A 22,671-nucleotide genomic window follows, 5' to 3' on the forward strand; every position below is an offset into this window, starting at 1 on the left:
CCTGCGGCCCATGACCGGCTCATGGTCAATACTCGGGCCAGACGGCGCGTAGAACGCGAATAGCTTCATCCACGTCTACAGCTTCGCGCTTGCTCGCCTTGACGAGTTGCGTGGCTGCGGAGAGAACGTCGCGCGGTATGGCTGACGCTTTTGTGCTGACTCGTGTGCCACTGCCGATGCGCGTGACGAGGAAGTCTTCGCTTTCGAGTGTTCTATAGGCTTTTGCCACTGTGCCAGGTGCCACGCCGAGGTCGCTGGCCAATTGGCGCACGGAAGGAAGTCTTTGGCCGGCGGAAAGTAGGCCGGTCGTGATGAGCCCAAGAATTTGGTCCCGAATCTGGTCGACGAGTGGAGCGCCAGATTCGGTGAGAGTGATGATCATGCCAGCGCTGCCCTGCTGGTTTGTCGTGTACGGGCGGGTAGAACTGTCAGGAGAGTCGACCACCACATTGCCATGCCACAGATGAATGAGAGGAGAGAAGCAAGCTGAAGGGCGGGGCCGAGCGCCGCAAAGGAAGTGCCGAGCTCGAACCATCCTGCTTGCCCAGTGCGGAGGGAGGAGGTGTTGGAGAGTGATTGCAGCACCACACTGAGGTGGAGAAGGAGCCCTCCGGTGCTTACCGACAAGACGTTGCCAATGCGTGCAACTCTTACGGCAGTGTCGCGCTGTGAATCAACGGCAAGTGCTGGACGCGAGATCATTATCAGAGCGACCAATACGATCATGGCAATGACCGCGATCATGATCAAACACGGCGTCGAGAACCACCACCCGTAGATGGTTGTGCTGGCACTGGAGTTGGCGGAGGACCGCACCACGAACATCACATGCCTACCTCTCTCGTCGGGGCTCGAAGCCAATCCTGCGAAGAACGCAATCGAAGAGACCACAGCCATCACGCCGACCGCGGATCCCAGCCACGCCCGAGAAGTGAAGGTCATGAGTGTCCGAGGGGCAAGAGCGGCAGTGCCGCGCGGACCGGGAGCAGGCACCGGGACGATAAGTAAGACCAGCGCAACAACAGTCAGCACGAGCGGAGCAAGGTAACGGCCAAGCTGAAGAAACAGTACTGTGTCCTCGCTGACGTGTGGCATCCACCATGGAAAGACAGACCACGCGGTGAAGGTGATCATGAACCCGAGGGCGAGGACAATCCCAACGGACGTGAATTGCCGTACGGTTTTCGGCAGGACCACGTGTGATCGCCGACGGATGAAGGATACGCCGCACGCAAGAAGCAGTGCGACGACAGTAGGACCGAACTGGTACAGAAAAATGACCATGAACTCTAACCCCCAAAAGTGTAACAACCCAATGACACAAAGTGTGCCATATGAGTGGGACACTTTCCAGTATCTTGATCGCGTCGCCAAGAAAGAAAAGCGTTCCCCTAGCGGCGTCTCTTGGCGCGGGCGCCGAACTCGTCAAGAACCCGCACAACATCCTTCGCCAGCCAGATGCGGTTGCGTCTTCCCGTTGAAATTTGGATCAGTATGTCTGAATCAACCAGGCGGTTGATAGCGACTTGGGCATTGACAGCCGAAATGCCAAGCTCAGTTGCAGCGGCGGCACTGTCAATAACTGGCTGGCGAAGGAGGATGTCCACGAGTCGGTGGGCCGCGGAGTCTCGTCTGGCTTTAACGCGGTCGCGCCACTCTATCCGGACGGTTTCCAAGTCCTCTACGAGGATGCGACCATTGTGCACAGCCGCGAACGATGCCTCAGCAATGGAGCGGACTATCGGCGCGATGTCCCCGGAGCGGTATGCACCGAGGGCCTCAAAATAGCGACCCGTGTCGTGGAGCAAACCCGCAGAGACCGGAACGGCTACATTGCGCGTTAGCTGCCCCCCACGCAGCATGGCCTGGATGAGTGCTCTCCCGACTCGGCCATTGCCATCGGGGAATGGATGGATTGTTTCGAATTGGGCGTGGGCAATCGCGGTCTGCACAAGAACGGGAAGGTCGACTCGACTGGCGAAAGCGACCAGATCGTCCATGAGTGCGGTGACCCGCTCGTGATGGGGCGGGACGAACTGTGCAGTGTGGGGCCCCAGGTTCCCTCCTCCGATCCACACCTGCTGATCTCGCCAATGGCCGACGATGTCGGGGTTGCTTTGCTCGAGTAGCGCCCGGTGCATTTCCAGGATGGCGTGGACATCAATGGAGTCGGACAGTGCCAGAGCTGCTTGCATGGCTCTGACGTTGCCTACGATCAGCTGCGCATTCTTCGAGGCGTGCTCACCGAGTTCCGCCAAGGCGATTTGTCGCGCGCCGCTGCTTAGGTTCTCAATCTCAGAGCTGGAGGCACTTTCGGTGCGCAAGAGAATGGATGCGAAGGGTGCTGCAATCTGCCCTACTTCGGCATCGAAACGAGCGAGTTCACTGGCTGCTTCTTCAGTCAGTGCTTGCAGTTCGCCATCGAGGTGGATTTCCAGACCGGAAATGAAGGGGGGCACCGCCGCCAGATACGGTCCGGCGGCCCGGCGCCTTTGCGTGCGTGAGCCATACTCGTCTTGAACATTGCGCCAGGGCAGCTCTTCATAGCCGAGTGGTGGCCAGGCCACGTCCTGCTCAAACATTGACATGACACAAGCATACCAATGGTTATTTAATTAAGCATTGGTATGGGCCGTCGTTATTCTGATTTACGCCAGCGCCGCCGTCCGGCGGACGAATCGGGATTCTGGTGTCCCGCAAGCCGTTCCCCTGACGGGATCGATCCGGTCCGCCCATCCTGCAACGGACAGCTTGCTCCCCTGATCCAGCAAGATCCCGCGCCTGCCGTGCATGCGCTCGTAGAGGCGGCCGCTTGACAGCGGGATGTTGCGCAACCGACGCCCCAGCGGCTCCGGCCCCTCCCCGAAGTCGTAGCGGATCCCGGTGCCGCTGATCTTCTCGGCCAGAAATCTGCTGACGTCCGGAATTCGTCGAGGGTCGGTGGTCTCCACATCCACCCCATCCTGGTCTTGCTCAACAGCGCTCACCCGCGTGCCCCGGCGGATCTGGGCGCCGGGTTCGGCAGCGCGTTCGGCCAGGAGGCGGTCGGTGACAGGTTGCGGAATACCCAGGACGTAGCCGTGGGCGGTGTCCAGGACCGGTGGCACGGGCTTTTCGATTACGGCGAAGCGGCCCACACCATCGGGGTATTGCTGCCCCAGGGCCAGGAACCTTTCCAACAGACCCCGCTGGTCCATGATTTCGATGCTGCGGGGTGGAGGCCCAGCGAGCGTACTGTCTGGCTCGGCTCCTCCGCCGGAAATGATCACGTCAACCGCCAATCCATGCCGCTCACAGTCAGCTTGCGGAATTCAGGCGGTCATCACCGGACATGTCCCCCACCCCGGGCATTCCGTCTGCGAGCGCGTAGCGAAGCGTGACGGTGCCCGTTGGTGAGGTCACTGCCGGCTCCACCAGCACCAGGTTGCTCGGGACCACACCATCGGCGAAGACTTGCTTCCCGCTGCCTAGGAGTATTGGGTACACCCAGAGTGTGAGCCTGTCGAAGAGTCGTTCGGCGAACAGGGTTTGGACAAGGTTGAGGCTGCCGATGACGTGGATGTTTTGGTGCCGCTCGCGCAATTCGCGGATGGCGGCGGCAGTGTCCGGGCCCAAGTGGGTGGAATTGGCCCACTGAGGAGTCAGCAATTGGCGTGAGGCCACGTATTTGGGCAGGCTGTTGAAGAGCCGCGCAATGCTCCAATCCACGCCTTCCTCCTGGAAGGGCCAATATGCGGCGAAGATGCTGTAGGTACGGCGTCCCAGCAGGAGTGCGTCCATCCCAGCCATACCGGCGTTGATCTGTTCGCCCACAAGCTCGTCCAGTAGCGGCGCCTGCCAGCCGCCATAGGCGAAGCCGCCGTCGTTGTCTTCCTCTGGTCCGCCGGGTGCCTGGGCTACGCCGTCGAGGGTGGTGAACAGGTCTATGTGTATGAGTCCCATACCGCGCTCCGTCCGAGTTGACCGCCGTCGCCCCGGCTGCGGGACTACCCTCAAGGCTGGCACAGTGCCCCCCGCAAATCAATGGCCCCAAGTCGTCAAGGCGTTGATAAGTTTGCCGCAACGTCAGCAGCACCGTGCCTCGGCAGTGATCCCGCTAGAATTTGGGCCGGACACCAATGGGGCGTGCCATGTTCACACCCTTGGAGGGTTTCTTGTCCCCTATCAGTACACGCCAGCGCTCAGTCATGCTGGCGGCCTCCATCGCAGCTCTCGGCGCCGTTGCCCTGGTGGCGGGCTCCGCCTTGGCCGCTCCCGCCGTGGGCAGTGCACCAACGCCCTACGTTCCGGTGACCCACAGCGTTGATTTCGCCGCGGGAGCTGCGTCCACGTGGACGGTCCCGGCCAACATCTCTTCTATCAAGGTCACACTGTGGGGCGGCAACGGTGGAACCAACCGGGGCATGACCAAACCCAACGGCATCCCGGATGACAACGGCATCCCGGGCGGCACGGGGGCCGCGTTGGCACTGGATCTGTCTGTACAACCCGGTGAAGTGCTCAACCTTTCGGTGGGCTTTGCCGGCAACGATGCCAGCAACGTTGCGGCCGGCTCCACCGGTACCCAGCAGGCACCAGATGGCGCCGGCGGCTTCACAGCCTTGCGCGCCAATCCGGCCGGTGACATCTTCAGCCACGGCGGCGCAGGTGGCAGTGCAACGCTGTTGTTCACGTCCCCCTCCGGCTCGGGCACCCAGTCATTGATTGCCATCGCCGGTGGCGGCGGCGGGGCTGGCGGAAACATCGGCGGCAGCTCGGTGTCCCAAGGCGGCATGGGCGGCTCCTCCACTTTGGCAACTGCCAATGATGGGGATCCCGGTCCCAGCGGCGATGAAGGTTGCCCGCCAGTGGCCGGCGGCTTGGGTGGCCAGGCTGCAACCATGGCAGGCGGCACAGGCCAGTCGGTGGCGGCGGCGCTGGTTCAAGTTGGATCGCCGCTGGCACGGTGGCCACGGATACGGCGCGGCCGGCCGAACTGTTTAACGGCCAGGCAACCATCAGCTGGACTGAGCCCACACCCGTTGCCACCCTCACGGCAACCCCGGCCACTGTGGAAGCAGGTGGAACCGTCACCCTCAAGGCGGCAGTGTCCCTGCTCCCTGCGGTCACCTCCCCCATGGCCATCTTCTCCGACGGCAGCACAGTTCTTGGCCAGGCTCCCGTAGCCGCCAACGGCACCGCCACCTTGCCCGTGGCTGGTTTGGTCCCCGGACTGCACACCGCAACCGTTTCCATCGAGGCGGCGAACATTGCCTACGCAGTCTCACCACCTGTGAACGTCACGGTCAATGCCGCAGTGGTACTGAGCACTCCTGCGGCCCCTGTGGCACCGTCCACTTCATCGGTTCCGTCTCCCTCCGCCTCAGCTACGGCAACCGCCGCAGCTGAGGTGCCCGGTCTGGCACAGACAGGGGTCAACGGCGCGTTGTTGCTGGTGGGGTCCGCTGTTGTCCTCCTCGCGGCGGGCGGCATCTTGTTGGTTGTTCGACGCCGGGGCTGCGGGTAGCGGGCACCGGCCTGCCGACTCAACCCGGGGGTCTTTTGGATGTCCCCACGGTGCCGTTGGCCACCGGCCGGCCGTGCCGCCAATTCACACCGGTCTTCAGAATTTCACACTTCTATTGGCCATCCAGTTCTCGCGGCAGGGCCTGATGATGAGCCAGGCCATGGGACCGTCTGTCTTCTTTCATCTCGGCTTCAAACAGGTGGCGTTTCCCCTCCACCAGTTCAAGGCGTGCCTGCCTCTCAGCCTCCTTGAACTCCGCGTAGTAGCCGTCGTCGTAATCTTCAACTATTTGAAACGTCCAACGGCCGCTGATGACGTTCCTGCCCACCATTCGCTGCTCTAGGGAGTCCGCCAGTGACTCGTGCCCAGCCGTTCGGAGCAGATCAACCGCCTCTCCCAACGCCAGATCGGCCGTACCCGTCAGTCGATGAAACCCGTACAGGTATCCGCGGGCATGCTCAACCACCTCCAAAGCCTCAGAAAGTTTCCCCACGGCCAGCACGGTTGCATCGCTCACCCCGGCACCCCGTCGGTGATTGGCATCCGGACCGTCATCCCGCATTGAAGTCTCCATGATGGACAGCCTATGCCTCCACCACCCAGCAGCCGGGGAAATCATGGCCTCGGACACTGGATGCAATGCCACGGTGCACCTAGAGCAGGGGCCAGTCCGACGATCGCAATGTCTTCAGCGTCTGGTACCGAATTTCAGTTGTCCGGGTGTTCGTCCGCGCGCGAGGGCTCGTTTAAGCATCTCAGGCGCTTTATGCAGCAGTGAACAGCCAGGATTTCATAAAAGCTGCGGGCTGATGGCGCCAACCTCTGCACGCCAAATCAATCCATCAGGAGCGCCAGCACGGCGCTGTCCGGTTGCCGCTTAAGGTTGGCCACCACACCTTGCTCGAACAAGAGAAGGATGCGGGGGTTGATGTAGGACCCTCGGGCAATGGCCGGAGTGTTGTGAAGCCATGTCGCAGCTGCATCAACTGCCTCACTAATCGCTTCAGGCTCGGGGACTCCGGAACGATGGGACCGGGACAGGGATAGTGCCGCCACAGCGGTGCCTTGCCAGGTGCGGAAGTCCTTGGCAGTAAAGCCGTGTCCCGCAATGTCACCAAGATAGTTGTTGATCTCCGCGTCGGAAATGGGCTCCCAGCGGGTGCGTCTTCCCTCGCGCACAGCTCTGCAGATGGCTGGACCAGTTCTTGGGGTGCGCGGGATCGAGGTGAAGTAGTCCCGCAGCAATTCATCCGTGACGCGGACTTTCCATGCGCCGCCCGACTTTCCCCGGAACGCGAGCTCGAGGGCACGGCCATGGACAGCAACGTGGCGTCGTTGCAAGGTCGCCACCCCAAAGGAGCCGTTTTCCTGGGCATACGCGGCACCCCCAACACGCAACCCCGCCCGATCCATCAGGCGTACCCCTGCGGCCATCGCGCGGCGCCGCCCGTCCACGGTCTGTTTCAAGTCAAGGGAGACACGACGCCGAATGGTTGGCAACCGCTGTGCGAAGGCGAGGGAGCGCACGAATTTTTCCTCGTCACGAGCATCTCGCCAGCGCGGATGATAAATGTATTGAGTGCGGCCCGCATCGTCAACCCCCGTCGCCTGGATGTGGGCATTCGTTTGGGAAGCGATCCACACCTCTGACCAGGCAGGCGGTATGGCGAGATCACGAACGCGCCCCAGCATGTGCTCGGATTTGATGGCGCGGCCGTTTGCCGACCAGTAGCTAAAGCCATGTCCGGACCGCCGCCGAGTAATTCCACCCCGGCCGGGTTCAACGCGTCTCAACTCTTCGATCATTTATGTGCCCTTCGGAACCGGATATTCCTGCATCCAGACGGCGAATTCGGTTTTTGTTCCGTGTGCCGTGGCTCGATATTACGCGCCAAAACCTCATTCGCGCCAACCAGTGGCAGGCTCCGGCCGAAGGCCCCAGCGCTTCGGGAAGGGTTGACGGCAAAGCGTCAAAGTGACAGGGTGAAGAAAGGCGCAGCTGAGTATTCCTACATCAATAATCCTTACAATTCATCGAATTAAGGAGGAACCATGAGCACGAACTCTTCTCCCGCATCTTCCGCTTCAAAGAGTCCAGAAGGCGGGTACGGGTCGCCGGCTCCTGAGGATGAAATGCCCAATCCAGAAACAACAAATTCCGAGCCAAACAACCCGCCTGGAACTGACCGATCCACCACCGACTCTTTGCCTGACGGTTCAGGAAATTCCAGGCGTGGTTCACTCGAGGGGTCAGGGGAGGATGAACCGGGCGATCGATTTGATGCCGGATAGCCGCCCTGAAAACTATGCCATTGCACAAGGGCAACAGAGCATTCAGCAGTACGCATCCGCAAATTCACCAACGCCTTAGCGCTGCCGGGAAACCCGGTTCGAAAAGTTTAGGAATCGGCAGCGTTACTGGCCGTGAGTGATACACGACGGTCGTCTATGATCGACCGGCTTCGACAGGAGTTCTCATGGTTTCCAAAAAGACGTCAAAAGCGAAATTTACGGTCCCCGGCTTGACCCTCAAGAACGGGCACAAGATTGCCGCCGTTTTGCAGGCACGACTTCATGCACTCAACGATCTCCAACTCACACTCAAGCACGCCCACTGGAACGTCGTGGGACGGGACTTCATTGGTGTTCACGAAATGTTGGACCCACAGATCGATCTGGTCCGGGCGATGGTCGATGAAACAGCAGAGCGCATTGCCACGCTCGGGGTATCACCCAACGGTTTGCCAGGCGCTCTCGTTCAGGCCCGAGACTGGAATGACTACTCAATAGCTCGGGCCGCGACTACTGAGCATCTAGCCGCCTTGGACCTTGTGTACGAGGGAATCATTTCAAGCCATCGGGACGCCATCACAGCCACCGGTGAACTGGACCCCATCACCGAGGACATCCTCATCGGACAATGCGGCAAGCTGGAGCTCTTCCAATGGTTCCTGCGGGCACACTTGGAAAGCAACACAGGGGAACTCGTCCATGCAAACGCGGCAACTGAAAAAGCCGCCGCAAAGTCGGCAAAGCAGTAGCAACCCACCCACTCGCGGGTGAGCAACGCCCAAAGAGGCGGTGTGCAATTCATCAGGATTCATCCAGCTGGCGGCAAGTCCCGGAACCAGTCCGGGACTTGCCGTCTAGCTTTCCAGCGACCGTTGCACCTAAACAAGAAAGTAAGGAGTAAGACATGAAGGGGAAACTGATATTTACAGCAGGAGTTCTCACCGGCTACATCTTGGGTTCCAGAGCCGGGCGAACAAGCTATGAAAACCTGAAAAAGTCTGTGAAGTCATTGTGGGCAAAAGACAGTGTGCAAGATGTGGTGACCGGCGTCGAGCACCAACTCAAAAACGTTGCAGATGAATTCGGACATAAAGTCAAAGACACCATTGCAAGCTCTGCGGCACACCAAGATGGTCCCAGCCTGGCCACAACGCCCACGCTTCCGGATGTCACCTCTGACCCGGCACTCAACGACAAGGTAGGCCAAGACTGGGCTGATGAAGGCGGTGCCGCTCCCGCCAAGTAATAGTCAGGTGGCAGAGGAGATCAATAATTCTGCCGGCTCAACGAGAGGAATAGCTCATGACGAAGGACCAGTACACATTTCAAAACCCGGTCACGCGCTACCCGAGCATCAGTCCGCCGGAACAAGACCAGCCCGAGCCTGGACTGGACCGGGATCTTGTGCCCCAAACAGACCGCGGAGAACATTCCTACCGCGGTACGGGACGTCTGACCGGCCGGAAAGCACTTATCACGGGCGCCGACTCCGGTATTGGCGCCGCAGTGGCCATTGCCTACGCCCGTGAGGGGGCCGACGTCGCACTGTCCTACCTTCCTGAGGAGGAAGTCGATGCGCAAGACGTTGTACGGATTATCCGTGCATGCGGGCAGATCGCCGTGCCACTCCCCGGTGATATTGCCAGTGCAGAAGCCGCCCGGTCCCTCGTGGCTGCAGCGGCGCAGCAACTCGGCGGCTTGGACATTGTGGTTAACAATGCTGGCAAGCAGATTTCCGTGGACAATCTTGAAGACCTCAGTGACGAACAATTCGAATCGACGTTCACCACCAACATTTTCGCGATCTTTTGGATCACCAAGGCGGCCCTGCCACACCTGCCAGTCGGCGCCACCATCATCAACACCACCTCTGTTCAGGCCTACAACCCGTCCCCCAACCTCATCGACTATGCGGCCACCAAGGCTGCGATCAACAACCTCACCAAAGGCCTCGCCCAGCAGCTGGCTCCGCGTGGCATCCGCGTCAACGCCGTCGCGCCCGGACCATTCTGGACACCCCTGCAAGTCAGTGACGGCCAGCCGAAGGAAAAGTTACCTACGTTCGGGAAGAACACGCCACTTGGCCGTGCCGGACAACCCACTGAGCTTGCGCCTGCCTATGTCTTCCTTGCGTCACCAGAATCCAGCTATGTGCTCGGCGAAACCTTGAACGTCAATGGCGGAACACCCACACCGTAGAGTCTTGGCCCCCATGAGAACGTTCGCGGTCATTGAGCCTATCGGCCCCGTGCCTAGAGGCGTAGGCTCACAATCAACGCTACAAAGCTTCAGCGGCCATGGGAATTGGGGCGCTTGGATCCGTTCACTGGGCCAGAAAGGACTCAAGGGTTACTCCACGCTGCACAAAGCAGCGCTGATTGAGTCACTGCGGAATTCCTAGTCCGTCCACACCGATCCCAGCAAGGAGACCACGCGAGTCATGGACACCGATTCGGCAGCTGCCAACCCGGGCGGCCAAGAGGCTGTCAGCGGGCGAAACGAAACCCTCGACGAACAGCGTGATCGCCAGTGGATTGACCTGCTGCAGGAGCTGAGAGTCATGCAGACAGGTACACAAATAATTGCCGGCTTCCTACTGACGCTTCCTTTTCAATCCCGGTTCACTGAATTGGATGCCCTGGCCACCGGACTGTACTTGGGCAACGTGATTTTGGCCGCCCTGGCAACGTGTTTGATGCTGGTTCCAGTGGCGATGCACCGCGAACTCTTTGCCCGGCGGATGAAGGACCGCCTAGTTTCCTCCGGCCACCGTGTGGTCCGCATAGCGTTATGGCTCATTGGCCTGCTGGTGGTCGGCACCATTGCCCTGGTCTTTGACATGGTTCTAGGAAGATTCCAGGCTGGCGTGGTTTCGGTGCTGTTCGGCTGCACCTTGTTGGCGATGCTGGGCATCTATCCACTATGGATCCGGTCCCGGAGCACCTCCTCACCCGGCCAGCGACGGAGGGGCGCCTAGGCCAAGATGCCCAGCCACTGGTTGATGGGCTGAGGACTCATTTTTGATGGCGTTGCTCAGAAATGCACTCAATCCTTCCATGCCGCCCATGACAAACGCCTGACGCTGGCGGTCGGCCCCCGTGCCGAGTAAAAGGAGTTGCTCGGCCAAGGCCGTGACAATGGCGAGATCACCGGACTCATCCAGTGCCTGGCGGGTTTCCCTCAGCAAGCAACGAACCACCTCCGAGGCTGGCGCCAGCTTGTTGTTCAGGGGGTGCACCAATTGGGCGCCGAGTCCGTGGCGAGCAGAGTGCCACAACGCCGCATCCAACATTTCCGGCCCGGTTGCCAGCGGCGGCGGCAGTGGCTGGGTCATTGATGTAGCCACCAAAGCACGGCCCAACAAGGCCAACAAGAGGGTCGTGGAGGGCTCCAGTTGGGCATCGGCGACTCGTATTTCCACCGTAGGTTGTTGATCTGACAACCTGGCGGACCACGAAACAGACCCCATGTCCGGGGTAATACCAATACCGATTAAAGCTTGGGTTCTCTTGTCGTAGTCGGCTGCGTCAATGAACGTTGGTGGACACCCGGCTGTAGTCCACCGCCGATACTCAATGGCACGCCAGCTGGCGAAGGTGGTGTCCTTCCCGCACCAAAAAGGGGAGTTTGCCGACATCGCCAGCAGGGTGGGAAGCCAGTGGCGCAGATAATTCAAGGCATTTGTGGCGACATCCCGGTCCGGGATCCCCACGTGTACATGCAGACCGTTGATGTGGTGCTCGAGCGCCAATGTGCCCATGCTGGTGGCAATATCCTGGTACCGCCTGTCCGCTGTCACCATGGGCCCCGCAGGGTTGTTGAACGGCGTACCAACGCCGGCTACCAGCACCCCATGATCCTCGGCGCAGTCAACGAGCGCTGTGCGGAAGCTCCACAGCGCGTGGGCTGCCTCTTCAAACGTTGTGAACACGGGGGATACAAATTCCACCTGCGAGCGCAGAAACTCGGATTGAACAACTTCGCTGCCAAAATTACGCTCGGCGAGATCCCGTTGAACATCCGCCGAAAGGGGTACGGGCGTCAAGGATGTGCGGTCAAGCAGGACAAACTCTTCCTCAATCCCAAAAGTTAACACCTTCGGTGCCTCTTTCCACTCGGCCCTGCCTTGCTCATCGATGGGCCCTGGCAGACCCAGCAGCGGGTGATGAGGAGAACGTTAGTCCTGATTCCAAGGACTGTCCACAAATTTCGCCGCGGGAACCCGAACGCCCAGTCGGCGTTTTGCCCCGGCCCACACAGGTGGTTGACAACGCAGCCTATTGCCCTAGCGTGGAGGGAAGAGCCACATCTAATTGGAGGTTGTCATGACGCAGATCAACGGAGAACCAGTAGAAATCTCAACCCGGATCAGGCCAGGTGAATGGACTCCTGAAAGCTTGTCAGAGCTCGTTGCCTCCTACCAGCACAAGCTGCTGGAGATGGGTGCGCCGGAGAGTGAGATCAGGACCGAGCTACAGCAGCCAGAGGACGGCTCAGCTAGTGTCCGCGTGAGCTGGGACCGCCACGGAGTGCGAACATTTGCCGACATGGGGCAGCGCCTCCCGCCTGAATCGGAGGTTGCACGGGGGTATGGAGAGTCCATCCCCGCTGATGAAGCAACCGCTGACTCACAAGGACTTGGTGCTGTTCTGGGCGACGCCGAGTGGTCCGCCATTGACGCCCCTCCCACTCCACGGGCGATGAAAGCGGGCGAGAACAGCTCGGTTCCCGACGTCATCATCTACACGGATGAAGACGGAAAGACCTATGTGGAAGACGCCAGCAGCCCCAAGGAACAGTGAAACCTGCCCCACAAGACGCTGCCTGCACGGGGAAGACACCACGACTGGTGCGGCTTACAGTTGCATCCGATCGATATCGTCAGCCACCCACTGGTCGCCGTTCCACAGCACGTTGGCCGCGAGTGGCAATTGATGTGAGGCGCTCTCGACAATGTGCATAAGATATCCGGCGGTGTTTGGAAACGCCACAAGATCTCCAGCGGCCACTCCCGCCGGAAATTCGAAGCGGCGGCGCAGCAAAAGCTCCTCCTCGATGCAATAGGCTCCCACGAGGAAGGCGCTGTCGAAAGTTCGCTTCCGTTGGGGCTGCCCCTGGTGCACCAGTAGTGGATCCACCAGGAAATCCGCTGACGTGGAACGGCATTGGGTCCGGTTCATGTGCAACCCCACCAGTGGCACGCCGTCGCTGCGATTCTTCGTGAACGCGACCTCGGCGATGGTCATGCCGCAACCATCCAGCAACGACCTGCCGGGTTCGCAACGAAGCTGGATCTGCGCACGACGCAGCGAGGAGGCGATCGACACCGAACCAGGTTCTGTCGCGGAGCCGAGTATTTCATCCAGCCAGGCACCCCGTACGAGTTCTTGGTGGTACGGGTACACCCCCGCAACAGGAGCGCCCCCGGTTGCGCCGAGCCTGTCAGATTTCCACGTCAATGTCTCATCGCCAGCGGGCAACGGTTCCAACGTGGACCAGAAATTTTCCCATTGCTCGGCACTATCCACATAGGACATGGGGATGCCGCCACCCATGTCCACGAACGTTGGCTCGTGGCCCATGGTTCGCAACTGGCCGATAAGGCTGAGCGCCTCACTGATTCCAAGAGCGCGGGCGGACGCGTCGTAACCGTTGAGGTGGAAGTGAATGCCGGCCACTGTGACGCGGGAGGCAAGTTCGGTGTCCCCCAGGACTTCCAGCCAGCGGGCAGCGAGGAGGCCAAAACGGGTGGGCGGGATCGCGGGGTGGGCAACTGCCAGCCGCAGAGCCACTTCGACGTTCTCCCCGCGCTCATCCGCCAATTCACTGACCTCTAGCAGCTCATCCTTGTTATCCACACTGATAGTCACCCGGGACGCGATGGCCAGCTGCAACAAAGCCCTGGATTTCACTGCAGCAGTGACGATGATCCGTTCCGCCGGCACACCGCGGTCCAGACACTGGCGCAACTCATTGAGACTTGCCACGTCGACGCCGCATCCCGCACGGATTGCCTGATCGATGGCCCCCATCGTTTTGTTCGCTTTGCGGGCAAAATAGATTTGAAAATCGATGCTGTGGGCGGCTGCCACTGTGCGCAACTCTTGGGCATTGCTCCCAAGTGCTGCGAACTCATGAACATTGACGGGGGAACCGTAAGCGTCGATCAGCTCCCGGCAGCGAGCAGGACTGTTCAGTAGATCCTCCATCCAAGGTTCGAGTCGGGCAGTCAACCGGGCAGTTCCGTACATTTTTTCGTTCATCAGCATTTCCCTATGAGTCGAATTGGTCGATGACACGGTCCGCGACGCGCTGGGCCCACAGACCGTATTCCCCATGCAGACCCCGATTCAGGGTGTCGTGGCCCAGCGTCGGATCCTCGGTGGGACGGCCCAGCGCGGCCAGCGACTCAGTCCTGGACCCGTCGCGGGCCAGGGCGGTGCCATCCACATCGGTCAGCAAGCCGCGGTCGCCATCGCCGACCGAGACATGCCCACTGTGCAAGAGGCCAGCGATAATGTCACTGCTGGGGCGGCCACCAGGTGCCGCAGTGTGGAGCGCACCTGGCCCCGGCGTCACGGCGTCCACCAACACTGCCCCGTGGGGCGGGCTCTCCCCCGGTGTGGCCAGGCGAAGAATTCCACTGTCGAACAGCGCCACCAGCTTAAGTGCGGTTAGCTCCGGCGGGCCAAAGGCGAACCGTTCCAGGTTGTGGGCGACCCGGACAAACTCTTTCCGCGCCTGGTTGCTCCTGGGCAACCGGTCCATCACCAACACCAGGTCCGCATAGAGCCCTGACCAGACCCTGGCCCAAAGCCACGCTGTGGTGATCGGTGCCGCATAGTGATTGACGGCCAGGCTGCCCCGCAAGCCTGCGGCGGTCGTCACCGCTGACGCCAATGTCCCGGCATCCAGTCCCGGATCTGCGGATCGTCCAGTCATGGCTGTTCGCCACAGCGAGAGGGCGCTCGCCGTTGACCCCATGAGGTGGGCACACTCTTGAGCACAGTCAAGCAGAATCGACCACATCCCGGAGAGGCCAACACCGCAGTCGGGCACTTCGTCACGGACCTGCCTGCCCCACTCGCGCAGCGGCTGCTTGTAGTGCGACACGCAGGCGGAAACCCGCTCAGGGACTGATTCGCTCTTCGGGTACATGAGTGACCCGCTGCGAGACGATAAAACGATGTGCAAGGGCTCACCTCCGCTGGCAAGGTAGTGCACCCCTGCTCCGTCATGACAGTCGCCGTCGGGCCACTGCCATGAGCCCCCACGGCCTTCGGTCAACAGAAGCGCCACATCGTAGGCGGTCAGGGCGGCGCCGCGAATCCACACGGTTGACTCCGCAGGGATGTTCTCCGTGGTTAGAGTCGAGTAGTCCCCAATCAGAGCGTGTTGATTTGCGGCTCCGGGAAACGGCGTGAAAGGAACGGCGTCGGCTAGGCCATGCCCTGTAGCCAGCAGAACTTCGTCGTAGTGATGTGACCCGAAGGGGCCGCTCACCCGCCACGTCGAGCCTGCTCGTTCCACCCCCGTAACAACAAAAGGGGCGTGAACTACTGCCATGTTTCCGTGCTGGGAAAGCAACTGAAACTGCTCCCGCAAATACCTGCCCACCAACACTCGCTGCGGGTATTTCTCCGCAGGTGATTCCGGGGCAACCCGCCTCACCCAAGCGGAGAAATTCTCACTGCTGAGTGAGGAGGAAGCATCCACAATGCCCATGTTCACGTTCAATCGCAGCACATCGGGTTGCTCTCCTCGCCACACGCTGCCGGAGCCGGGAGGAAAGGGGTCGAACACATCGACAGTGATCTGGCGGGAGGAAGCTGAAGTGAGCCGGTCGTGAAGCGCGAGCAGGGCAAAGAGACTCTTAGGTCCGCCGCCGATCACGGCCAGGCGGATCATTTGCCCCAAAGATCGTCGGATTCGGCCGTGGTCCCCTGATCTGGTTCCGTATTGAGCGTGGAGCGAACCCAATCATCGTTGTAGACCGTTTGCAGGTAGGGCACCCCTGTGTCATGGACCATGAACGCAATGCGTGCACCTGCCGCCAGTGTGGGCACCAGCGTTTGCATGGCGGCAACTATTGCCCCCGTGGACGCACCGGCCAGAATGCCCTCCCGGCGTGCAAGTAGTCTGCAACCTCTGACCATGTCGATTTCTTCGATCTGGAAGACCAGGTCCGGATCGGCTCCGGATGCCAACTCCGGCACTATGCCAGCGCCCAGCCCCGGCAGTCGGCGCGTGCCGGACTTCCCGCCGAAGAGAACGGATCCTACGGAGTCCACAGCAACAATTTTGGTGTCAAGGTTGTGCGCCTGAATGTACTGCTGGCAGCCAAGGAGAGTCCCGGTGGTGCTGGTGGCAACGAACAAGTAGTCCAGGTTCCCGCCGGATCCGGCGATGATTTCCGGCATGGTGGTGGTGAAGTGCGCGCGCGGGTTGGCCACGGACCCATATTGATTGGTGGTCACCGAGCCCGGGTTCTTATCCAGCAATTCCCTGACTCGACGCCGTCGAGCGGACAACTTGTTGCCATCTGCGGGAGTCTCTACACGATCCACCGTTGCCCCGTACGCCTCCATGAGCTTTAGGGCAAGAGGATTGGCATTTTCATCGACAACGGCCGTGAACTTGACGCCGCGAACCACACACTGTCGCGCCAAAGCTATGCCCAGATTCCCCGAAGTTGACTCGACAATCGTGCCCCCGGCAAGGAGTTGGCCTGAGCCCAGCAGTTCCTCAACGAGCCCATTCGCAGTCCGTTCCTTGGTGCTGCCGGCAAGTTGAAGCAGGTCAAGCTTGGCGTAAATCTCAACATCGTGTGACCCGAAGAGCCGGCTGAGCTTCACCGTCGGAGTCACAAATGGCTGTAGCGTTCCCAGACTATCCAAAACTGCTCGTCCCATTTCTACTATGCGCACATTTACTTCGGGGCCTCCGGTGCCAGTGCAGCGGGGCCAAGGTTATGCATTACAACCGCGAACTGGTCAAACCGCCATTTTGTTGGCGTCTGGCTAGTCTAGATGCCAATCCAACCATCCCGGTGAGTCTTCGGGGGCGTGTTTCACGGCCTTTGGTACTCCTTCTTGTTCGCGGCACGGGAAATCGGGAACTCGGGAAGTCACCCGGGTGTATCCGGCAAGTCTGCTGTCGAAGCAGTCTCGGGCCACCGGTTTGTGGGACAGTAGAGTCATGACCCGGCCCACACGCAAAGTCCAGCTCGACAGTTCCGATCGGAAAGACGGTGGTGCCGTGGATCAACCCCCGGCGCTGGCTCTTCTGTCCTCGGTCATGCACGTTGCCGACGCAGTCCATGGGGCTCGCACCCGGATTGCTCACGCCACCGGCGCTGTGCCTACCATCGTCGCCTACCCAGGATACGGCGGCGCCGGTTGGGTGCGAGTTCTGGCCCGCATGGTCCTGATGAGGAAGTCCGGTGCCACCAAGGCCACGTTGCGCGGCTGGCGTGCTTTCACGAGCGTGCCGATCCGGAACAGCGAAGTTGAGGTGGAGGTTGGCGGAGTCACCCATACTGTGCACGCAGACTCGGGTGGACTCGTGGACGTGGTCTTGGACGCTGACTTGTCCCCCGGCTGGCACACGTTCACCCTCCGCAGCCCGGTTGCCGACCAGGCCGAAGGACGGCTTCTGGTTCTGGCACCGGAAACCACCTTCGGCATAGTCTCCGATATTGACGACACCGTGATGGTGACGGCGCTGCCCCGGCCGCTGCTGGCTCTGTGGAACACGCTGGTGGTCAGCGAGCGGGCCCGGACGCCTACTCCGGGCATGGCGGTTTTGTACGATCGGATTGTTGCCGAGCACCCTGCGGCGCCCATGGTCTACCTTTCCACGGGCCCTTGGAACGTGGCACCGGCCCTGGCGCGGTTCCTAGCCCGGAATTTGTACCCCGACGGCGTCCTGCTGCTCACCGATTGGGGTCCCACTCGTCAGCGCTGGTTTAGAAGCGGACCCGAACACAAACGCCGAAATCTGGAGCGGCTTGCACAGGAATTCCCCGGGATTCAGTGGCTGCTGGTGGGCGACGACGGCCAGCACGATCCGGAAATTTATGCCAATTTTGCCCGTACTCATGCTGCGCAAACGGCAGCGATTGCCATCCGCCAGCTGTCTCCCGGTGAAGCACTGCTTGCCGGCGGCCGCACACCGGAGGATGCTGCCCACACTGAACATGGCACCGTGACGTGGGTTTCCGCGCCGGATGGGGCCGGGCTGGCACAACAATTGAAAACCCACGGTTTTCTCTAGATTCGGTTTCATTCCCCGTCCACCATCCACTCCAATGAGAAGGTCACCATGACAGATAGCCACCTCCGGATCGGCACACGTGCCGCCGTGGTCATCAACCCGATGAAGTCCCCTGACGGAAACTTCAAGTCGAACTTCTTCCAGCTGTGCGCGGATGCTGGCTGGGCCGAGCCCTTGTGGCTGGAAACCACCGAGGAAGACCCAGGCGGCGGTCAGGCGCGGGAGGCACTCTCGGCAGGGGTCGACGTCGTCATTGCCGCGGGCGGTGATGGCACCGTCCGCTCAGTCGCGGAAGTCCTGGCAGGCACGGGCACAGCGATGGGTTTGTTGCCGCTGGGGACAGGCAACTTGCTGGCCCGAAACTTGGGCATCGACGTCACGGATCCCCTGAACGCGGGCCGGGGTGTTTTGGCTGGAACCGAGACAGCTATGGACGTCGCCCGGGCGGTGGTGGACCACGGGATGCATGAACAGCTGTTCCTGGTCGCCGCCGGGCTTGGATACGACGCATCGATCATGGGCGACACCGTCGACGGGCTCAAGGACAAAGTGGGTTGGCTGGCCTACGTTGAATCCGGCATCCGGCATCTGCCCGGGAAATCCGTCACGGCCACGGTGACGATTGACGGACACTCCACCGTCCACCGCAGGGTTCGCAGCGTGATGGTGGGCAATTGTGGAAAATTGATGGGTGGCTTGGAAATCTTCGAGGACGCATCGGTGAGCGACGGCATCCTGGACCTGCTGGTACTGGCACCCCGCGGCCGGTTTGGCTGGCTTCGCGTCATCGCGGGAATCTTTGGCAGGGGCAGCAACAGCTCCGCGCAAACCCACTCCGGCAAGTCGGTGGAAATAGCTTTGGACCGTCCACAGGAATTCCAAGTCGACGGTGACCATGTGGGTACGGCAACACATCTGTTGGTCACGGTTGAACCGTTGGCGCTGACCATCAGAATGACTGGCTCACCGGTGGAGGGGCAGTAAAACGGCCACTTCCACATAGATGAGGCTCTTCCGCGAAATACGCACTTCCCGCCGCAGCAGAACGGGACGATACTAGGGTCAGGAGCCCGGCACGACAGATTTCGTGTGCCTGACGGGTCGGAAGGCGGATCGCATGAGTCACAAGGAGAAATCCAAGCAGAGCGCTCCGGCTCTGAGCGGGCGGCAACACTCAAGTTGGTCTGAGAAGTTCATGGTGGAGGAGCGGTTGGTTCCTGCCTCCACCCAACGGGGGATCTACCTGACATCGCTCGCGCTGGCGGCTGTGGGCTTGGGATTGTTCCTCGTTCTCCTGGTTGGCGTCCTTTCGCAATCGGGGCTTCAACGATTTGACCAGCCGGTCGCAACATGGTTCATCTCTCAGCGCTCGGACACGCTGACTGACATGGCGATCGTGCTGGCCGTGGCCTTCGGCCCTGTGGCACTTCCCATCATCGTCTTGCTGGTCATCTTGGGCTGGACGCTGCTGGCAAAGCATGCCTGGCGGCCAGTCCTGCTGGCCGCGGGCATGGCCACTGGATTGCTCCTGGCCCAAACCATCCCACGACTTGTCCAACATCCCCGCCCACCCGTTGACCTCATGCTCTTCGGGGCCGACAGCACCTTTTCCTTCCCTTCCGGCCATGTCCTGGGAACCTCAAATTTCCTGTTGATCCTGGCTTTTCTGATCGCCAGTCGACGCCAGCAAACGTCCCTCACGGTGCTCCTGTTCACGATTGCCGCCGTGGTGATCCTGGCCCAGGTGGCCAGCCGGTTGTACCTCGGCTACCACTGGCTCAGTGATACTGCTGCCTCCATCGCCCTCTCGCTTCTCATCCTTGGAGTCCTCATGTCCATCGACACTGCCAGGACGGTTCGAGTCCCCGGCGAACAGATCCACGGCGCCCACTCACAGCCCCAGGTGGACGGCACATGAACGCCGGCCAGAAAGCGCGCCGGGTGGCTAGGGAGGCCGGGGACAACCGCGTGCTGACCACAGTCGCCAGGGTTGGCTTCGCGGCCAGCGGACTCATGCACCTGCTCATGGGTTACCTGGCCATCCAGATAGCACTCCACCGAGGCGGTGAGTCGGACCAGTCCGGCGCATTTGCTCAGATGAATAAGTTGCCCGGCGGTATGCTCCTTCTGTGGACCGCCGTCATAGGCCTCACAGCTCTGGCATTGTGGCTCCTCCTTCAGGCAGCGCTAGGCATCGGTTCAACGTCGAAGAAGCGTTGGGTTCGCAGCCTGGTTTCATGTGGCAAGGCTGTTGCGTACCTCGCCCTGGCCGCCACCGCGCTCTCGGCTGCTCTCCGGCAACCCACGAACTCCGCGACCAGCACCCGCCAAGCCAGCGGGAGCATCCTCACGCTGCCTGGCGGGCAGGCCCTGCTGATAGTTCTGGGAATCGCCACGGTCGGCATTGGCGGCTACTTTGTCTACAAGGGTGCCCGGAAGAAGTTCCACGAGGACATCGCCCTGCCTGCCGGCGGTTCAGGGAAGGCCATTGATGTACTGGGGGTGACAGGCTATATCGCCAAGGGCATCGCCATCATTGCCATCGGCATCCTGTTCGTGGTGGCCGCCATTAAACTCGACCCCAAGGATGCCTCCGGCCTTGACGGCGCATTAAAAGCCCTTGCCGCCTTGCCCTACGGAGAGGCCATCTTGATTCTTATCGGGGTGGGACTCAGCGCGTATGGTGTCTACAGCTTTGCACGGGCCCGGCTGGCCCGACTTTGACCAACCGTGCCAGGCGGCAATAGCCCTGAACTCCTATGATCTGCCCCACATTTCACTGGGTCAACTCCGCCACAACAGTTATGGTTGATGGCGGTGCCCGCCGACGCGTGCCTCATGGCTGCAGGCCGTGGGGGAACGGACGGCTGGGACCCATGCGTCGCTCCACGTCACCGGTTTGCAGGAAGAAGTTCATGACTCACGTTCGCCCCTTGGCCAACAAACTAGTTCCGGCCGCCGCGGCCTTGGCCGCAGCGCTTGTTCTCGCTGGCTGCACACCCGGCACGACGACGTCGGACGCCAGCGGCGATGCCGGCACCCCTGTCACCGGAGGAACTTTGGTGTACGCCTCCGGCGATGCCGAACCCAGCTGCCTGGATCCGCACGTTGGCGGCAACTATCCGCAGGCCCTCGTTGCCTCGCAGTATCTGGAGACGCTGTACACCAAGGACGCAGACGGCACGTTGATCCCCTGGCTGGCTAAGGACTCGACCGTGTCCGAGGACGGGCTGACCCGTACTGTGACCATCCGTGAGGGGATCAGCTTCACCGACGGCACCACCCTTGACGCTGCGGCGGTCAAGGCCAACTTTGAGCACTTGTTGAATCCTGACACCGCTTCATCCACCGGCTACCTGGCCCTGGGCAAGATCGATTCCATGCAGGCCGTCGACGCCAACACCCTGGAGCTGAAGCTCAAGTCCCCGGACAACTCACTGCTGGAATCCTTCTCTATGCCGTGGGTTGCCATCGAATCCCCCACCGCACTCAAGCGCAGCCAGGCCGAGAACTGTGCAGCCCCCGTGGGCACCGGGCCGTTCAAGGTTGAGTCCTGGAAGAAGCAGGATGCCGTGAATCTGGTGCGCAACACCGAATATGTTCTCCCGGACCCCAAGGCCGGACATGCCGGGGCAGCGTACCTGGACGCCATCACCTGGCGCTTCATCCCCGAGGCAGCAACCCGCTATGCAGCCCTGCAGGCCGGCGAGGTGCAGCTGATCGACAACGCCCAGCCGGACGCCATTGCCGCCGCTGAGAAGAACACTGCCATCAAGCACCTGGACGCACCGCGCCCCGGCGCCTCGAACCGTGTTGAGCTGAATTCCTCCAAGGCACCGTTCAATGACGCCAAGGTCCGGGAGGCCTTCGTCCACGCGGTGAACGTCAACGCCAGCATTGACTCCCTCTTCTTCGGCACTGCCAAGCGTTCCTACTCCCCCCTCTCCAGCGTGGAACCGCTGGCCCACTCCGAGGAATCCCTCTTCGGCTATGACCCGGCCAAGGCTGGCCAGCTTTTGGATGCAGCGGGCTGGAGTGAGCGCGATTCCGCCGGCTACCGTGTCAAGGACGGAGCCCGGCTCTCCCTCACCTTCCCGGTAAGCACCAGCCAGTCCATTCCCGCGGAGCAGTCGCTCTTTGAGCAGATGCAGGCCACCGCCAAGGAATCGGGCATCGAGATCAAGATCAAGCTCCTGGATCTCTCCAGTTGGTACGGCGAATTGTTCACCAACAACTACAACCTGGTCTCGGCCCCCTACACCAAGGTTGGACCGGGGGTCCTGTCCATCCTCTTCCACTCCGATTCCACCATTCCTGCCCCGTCGGGCTATTTCGCCAACCTTTCCCAGGTCAAGGACCCCAGCCTTGATGTCTTGCTTGACACCGCCGGATCCACCAAGGACCAGGCTGAGCGCAAGAACCTCTATGCCCAGGCACAGCAGAAGGTTCTCGAGGGCTACTACCTGCTGCCGCTGTACAACCAGCAGAACCACTTCCTGTACTCGGAGAAGCTGAAGAACGTGGGAACCACCACAGCTGTGGCATCCCCCACCTTCTTTGGCACCTGGCTGAGCAACTAAAGCCCTTCGCAAGACGCC

23 protein-coding genes are annotated in these 22,671 nt (G+C 61.0%); 12 read left to right on the plus strand and 11 right to left on the minus strand.

Annotated elements, in window-relative coordinates:
• Nucleotides 1-25 precede the first annotated feature (25 nt).
• The 5 genes from CVS27_RS14725 to CVS27_RS14745 all read right to left on the minus strand — a co-directional run bounded on the left by CVS27_RS14725 (nucleotide 26) and on the right by CVS27_RS14745 (nucleotide 3,942).
• Nucleotides 26-382, minus strand: coding sequence for a GntR family transcriptional regulator (locus CVS27_RS14725; protein WP_103466594.1), 357 nt, complete (start codon nucleotides 380-382; stop codon nucleotides 26-28).
• Nucleotides 379-1,095 (minus strand): hypothetical protein, encoded by a 717-nt coding sequence (locus tag CVS27_RS14730; protein WP_133162941.1) that lies wholly within the window; start codon nucleotides 1,093-1,095, stop codon nucleotides 379-381. The genes CVS27_RS14725 and CVS27_RS14730 overlap by 4 nt, the downstream gene beginning before the upstream one ends.
• A gap of 296 nt (nucleotides 1,096-1,391) precedes the next feature.
• Nucleotides 1,392-2,588, minus strand: a complete 1,197-nt coding sequence (locus CVS27_RS14735; RefSeq protein ID WP_103466598.1) for a Fic family protein — start codon at nucleotides 2,586-2,588, stop codon at nucleotides 1,392-1,394.
• 60 nt (nucleotides 2,589-2,648) lie between these two features.
• The gene (locus CVS27_RS14740) at nucleotides 2,649-3,197 is read right to left on the minus strand and encodes an FAD-dependent monooxygenase (RefSeq protein ID WP_103466666.1); all 549 of its coding nucleotides are present in this window, start codon (nucleotides 3,195-3,197) and stop codon (nucleotides 2,649-2,651) included.
• Nucleotides 3,198-3,297: 100 nt separating this feature from the next.
• Nucleotides 3,298-3,942 carry a dihydrofolate reductase family protein gene (locus CVS27_RS14745; protein ID WP_103466599.1) on the minus strand — a complete coding sequence of 215 codons (645 nt, stop codon included), beginning with the start codon at nucleotides 3,940-3,942 and terminating at the stop codon, nucleotides 3,298-3,300.
• A 212-nt stretch (nucleotides 3,943-4,154) separates the two neighbouring features.
• On the opposite strand from CVS27_RS14745, the gene CVS27_RS14750 reads away from it, so the two are divergent.
• Both CVS27_RS14750 and CVS27_RS14755 read left to right on the plus strand, forming a co-directional pair.
• Nucleotides 4,155-5,165: a hypothetical protein gene (locus CVS27_RS14750; protein WP_133162942.1), complete on the plus strand. Its 1,011-nt coding sequence runs from the start codon at nucleotides 4,155-4,157 to the stop codon at nucleotides 5,163-5,165.
• Nucleotides 5,087-5,506 (plus strand): LPXTG cell wall anchor domain-containing protein, encoded by a 420-nt coding sequence (locus tag CVS27_RS14755; protein ID WP_370739517.1) that lies wholly within the window; start codon nucleotides 5,087-5,089, stop codon nucleotides 5,504-5,506. Before CVS27_RS14750 ends, CVS27_RS14755 begins: the two co-directional genes overlap by 79 nt.
• A 112-nt stretch (nucleotides 5,507-5,618) precedes the next feature.
• Here CVS27_RS14755 and CVS27_RS14760 read toward each other — a convergent pair whose 3' ends face one another.
• Nucleotides 5,619-6,080 carry a hypothetical protein gene (locus CVS27_RS14760; RefSeq protein WP_243400205.1) on the minus strand — a complete coding sequence of 154 codons (462 nt, stop codon included), beginning with the start codon at nucleotides 6,078-6,080 and terminating at the stop codon, nucleotides 5,619-5,621.
• 260 nt (nucleotides 6,081-6,340) lie between these two features.
• The gene (locus CVS27_RS14765) at nucleotides 6,341-7,312 is read right to left on the minus strand and encodes a DNA topoisomerase IB (RefSeq protein ID WP_103466606.1); all 972 of its coding nucleotides are present in this window, start codon (nucleotides 7,310-7,312) and stop codon (nucleotides 6,341-6,343) included.
• Between the two features lie 671 nt (nucleotides 7,313-7,983).
• Between CVS27_RS14765 and CVS27_RS14770 the strand changes: the two genes are divergently transcribed.
• From CVS27_RS14770 to CVS27_RS14785, 4 genes are all read left to right on the plus strand, one after another.
• Nucleotides 7,984-8,547, plus strand: coding sequence for a Dps family protein (locus tag CVS27_RS14770; RefSeq protein ID WP_103466608.1), 564 nt, complete (start codon nucleotides 7,984-7,986; stop codon nucleotides 8,545-8,547).
• A 155-nt stretch (nucleotides 8,548-8,702) separates the two neighbouring features.
• Nucleotides 8,703-9,044, plus strand: a complete 342-nt coding sequence (locus CVS27_RS14775) for a hypothetical protein (RefSeq protein ID WP_103466609.1) — start codon at nucleotides 8,703-8,705, stop codon at nucleotides 9,042-9,044.
• Nucleotides 9,045-9,100: 56 nt separating this feature from the next.
• Nucleotides 9,101-9,997, plus strand: a complete 897-nt coding sequence (locus tag CVS27_RS14780) for an SDR family oxidoreductase (protein WP_103466611.1) — start codon at nucleotides 9,101-9,103, stop codon at nucleotides 9,995-9,997.
• 241 nt (nucleotides 9,998-10,238) lie between these two features.
• Nucleotides 10,239-10,775, plus strand: coding sequence for a DUF6328 family protein (locus CVS27_RS14785; RefSeq protein ID WP_103466613.1), 537 nt, complete (start codon nucleotides 10,239-10,241; stop codon nucleotides 10,773-10,775).
• Here CVS27_RS14785 and CVS27_RS14790 read toward each other — a convergent pair.
• A complete protein-coding gene (locus CVS27_RS14790; protein WP_165788161.1) occupies nucleotides 10,746-11,894 on the minus strand; it encodes a carboxylate-amine ligase in 1,149 nt (382 codons plus the stop codon). The two genes, CVS27_RS14785 and CVS27_RS14790, sit on opposite strands and share 30 nt — an antisense overlap.
• Before the next feature lie 229 nt (nucleotides 11,895-12,123).
• Here CVS27_RS14790 and CVS27_RS21305 point away from each other — a divergent pair, with 229 nt between their 5' ends.
• On the plus strand, nucleotides 12,124-12,600 hold the full coding sequence (locus CVS27_RS21305) for a hypothetical protein (protein WP_243400207.1): 477 nt from the start codon (nucleotides 12,124-12,126) through the stop codon (nucleotides 12,598-12,600).
• Between the two features lie 54 nt (nucleotides 12,601-12,654).
• On the opposite strand, the gene CVS27_RS14800 is transcribed toward CVS27_RS21305, so the two are convergent.
• From CVS27_RS14800 to CVS27_RS14810, 3 genes are read right to left on the minus strand one after another with little or no spacing between them, the layout of a single operon-like run.
• Nucleotides 12,655-14,061: an alanine racemase gene (locus CVS27_RS14800; protein ID WP_207767538.1), complete on the minus strand. Its 1,407-nt coding sequence runs from the start codon at nucleotides 14,059-14,061 to the stop codon at nucleotides 12,655-12,657.
• Nucleotides 14,062-14,071: 10 nt separating this feature from the next.
• Nucleotides 14,072-15,706 carry an FAD/NAD(P)-binding protein gene (locus tag CVS27_RS14805; protein WP_103466615.1) on the minus strand — a complete coding sequence of 545 codons (1,635 nt, stop codon included), beginning with the start codon at nucleotides 15,704-15,706 and terminating at the stop codon, nucleotides 14,072-14,074.
• On the minus strand, nucleotides 15,703-16,665 hold the full coding sequence (locus CVS27_RS14810; RefSeq protein WP_165788318.1) for a pyridoxal-phosphate dependent enzyme: 963 nt from the start codon (nucleotides 16,663-16,665) through the stop codon (nucleotides 15,703-15,705). The genes CVS27_RS14805 and CVS27_RS14810 overlap by 4 nt, the downstream gene beginning before the upstream one ends.
• 331 nt (nucleotides 16,666-16,996) lie before the next feature.
• Here CVS27_RS14810 and CVS27_RS14815 point away from each other — a divergent pair, with 331 nt between their 5' ends.
• From CVS27_RS14815 to CVS27_RS14835, 5 genes are all read left to right on the plus strand, one after another.
• Nucleotides 16,997-18,073: an App1 family protein phosphatidate phosphatase gene (locus tag CVS27_RS14815; RefSeq protein WP_103466617.1), complete on the plus strand. Its 1,077-nt coding sequence runs from the start codon at nucleotides 16,997-16,999 to the stop codon at nucleotides 18,071-18,073.
• Between the two features lie 48 nt (nucleotides 18,074-18,121).
• A complete protein-coding gene (locus tag CVS27_RS14820) occupies nucleotides 18,122-19,057 on the plus strand; it encodes a diacylglycerol/lipid kinase family protein (RefSeq protein WP_103466618.1) in 936 nt (311 codons plus the stop codon).
• Nucleotides 19,058-19,190: 133 nt separating this feature from the next.
• On the plus strand, nucleotides 19,191-19,991 hold the full coding sequence (locus tag CVS27_RS14825; RefSeq protein ID WP_103466619.1) for a phosphatase PAP2 family protein: 801 nt from the start codon (nucleotides 19,191-19,193) through the stop codon (nucleotides 19,989-19,991).
• On the plus strand, nucleotides 19,988-20,797 hold the full coding sequence (locus tag CVS27_RS14830; RefSeq protein WP_103466620.1) for a DUF1206 domain-containing protein: 810 nt from the start codon (nucleotides 19,988-19,990) through the stop codon (nucleotides 20,795-20,797). Before CVS27_RS14825 ends, CVS27_RS14830 begins: the two co-directional genes overlap by 4 nt.
• 191 nt (nucleotides 20,798-20,988) lie before the next feature.
• Entirely contained in the window at nucleotides 20,989-22,653 is a 1,665-nt protein-coding gene (locus tag CVS27_RS14835) for an ABC transporter substrate-binding protein (protein WP_103466621.1), read from the plus strand.
• Nucleotides 22,654-22,671: the final 18 nt, after the last annotated feature.

This window comes from Arthrobacter glacialis, from assembly GCF_002909445.1.
Classification (GTDB): Bacteria; Actinomycetota; Actinomycetes; order Actinomycetales; family Micrococcaceae; genus Specibacter; species Specibacter glacialis.

Excerpts from the sequence above, each read along its gene's own strand:
- CVS27_RS14725 (WP_103466594.1), bottom strand. The coding sequence starts at position 382 with ATGATCATCACTCTCACCGAATCTGGCGCTCCACTCGTCGACCAGATT.
- CVS27_RS14730 (WP_133162941.1), bottom strand. The coding sequence starts at position 1,095 with ATGCCACACGTCAGCGAGGACACAGTACTGTTTCTTCAGCTTGGCCGT.
- CVS27_RS14735 (WP_103466598.1), bottom strand. The coding sequence starts at position 2,588 with ATGTCAATGTTTGAGCAGGACGTGGCCTGGCCACCACTCGGCTATGAA.
- CVS27_RS14740 (WP_103466666.1), bottom strand. The coding sequence starts at position 3,197 with ATGGACCAGCGGGGTCTGTTGGAAAGGTTCCTGGCCCTGGGGCAGCAA.
- CVS27_RS14745 (WP_103466599.1), bottom strand. The coding sequence starts at position 3,942 with ATGGGACTCATACACATAGACCTGTTCACCACCCTCGACGGCGTAGCC.
- CVS27_RS14760 (WP_243400205.1), bottom strand. The coding sequence starts at position 6,080 with ATGGAGACTTCAATGCGGGATGACGGTCCGGATGCCAATCACCGACGG.
- CVS27_RS14765 (WP_103466606.1), bottom strand. The coding sequence starts at position 7,312 with ATGATCGAAGAGTTGAGACGCGTTGAACCCGGCCGGGGTGGAATTACT.
- CVS27_RS14770 (WP_103466608.1), top strand. The coding sequence starts at position 7,984 with ATGGTTTCCAAAAAGACGTCAAAAGCGAAATTTACGGTCCCCGGCTTG.
- CVS27_RS14775 (WP_103466609.1), top strand. The coding sequence starts at position 8,703 with ATGAAGGGGAAACTGATATTTACAGCAGGAGTTCTCACCGGCTACATC.
- CVS27_RS14780 (WP_103466611.1), top strand. The coding sequence starts at position 9,101 with ATGACGAAGGACCAGTACACATTTCAAAACCCGGTCACGCGCTACCCG.
- CVS27_RS14785 (WP_103466613.1), top strand. The coding sequence starts at position 10,239 with ATGGACACCGATTCGGCAGCTGCCAACCCGGGCGGCCAAGAGGCTGTC.
- CVS27_RS21305 (WP_243400207.1), top strand. The coding sequence starts at position 12,124 with ATGACGCAGATCAACGGAGAACCAGTAGAAATCTCAACCCGGATCAGG.
- CVS27_RS14800 (WP_207767538.1), bottom strand. The coding sequence starts at position 14,061 with ATGAACGAAAAAATGTACGGAACTGCCCGGTTGACTGCCCGACTCGAA.
- CVS27_RS14805 (WP_103466615.1), bottom strand. The coding sequence starts at position 15,706 with ATGATCCGCCTGGCCGTGATCGGCGGCGGACCTAAGAGTCTCTTTGCC.
- CVS27_RS14815 (WP_103466617.1), top strand. The coding sequence starts at position 16,997 with ATGACCCGGCCCACACGCAAAGTCCAGCTCGACAGTTCCGATCGGAAA.
- CVS27_RS14820 (WP_103466618.1), top strand. The coding sequence starts at position 18,122 with ATGACAGATAGCCACCTCCGGATCGGCACACGTGCCGCCGTGGTCATC.
- CVS27_RS14825 (WP_103466619.1), top strand. The coding sequence starts at position 19,191 with ATGAGTCACAAGGAGAAATCCAAGCAGAGCGCTCCGGCTCTGAGCGGG.
- CVS27_RS14830 (WP_103466620.1), top strand. The coding sequence starts at position 19,988 with ATGAACGCCGGCCAGAAAGCGCGCCGGGTGGCTAGGGAGGCCGGGGAC.
- CVS27_RS14835 (WP_103466621.1), top strand. The coding sequence starts at position 20,989 with ATGACTCACGTTCGCCCCTTGGCCAACAAACTAGTTCCGGCCGCCGCG.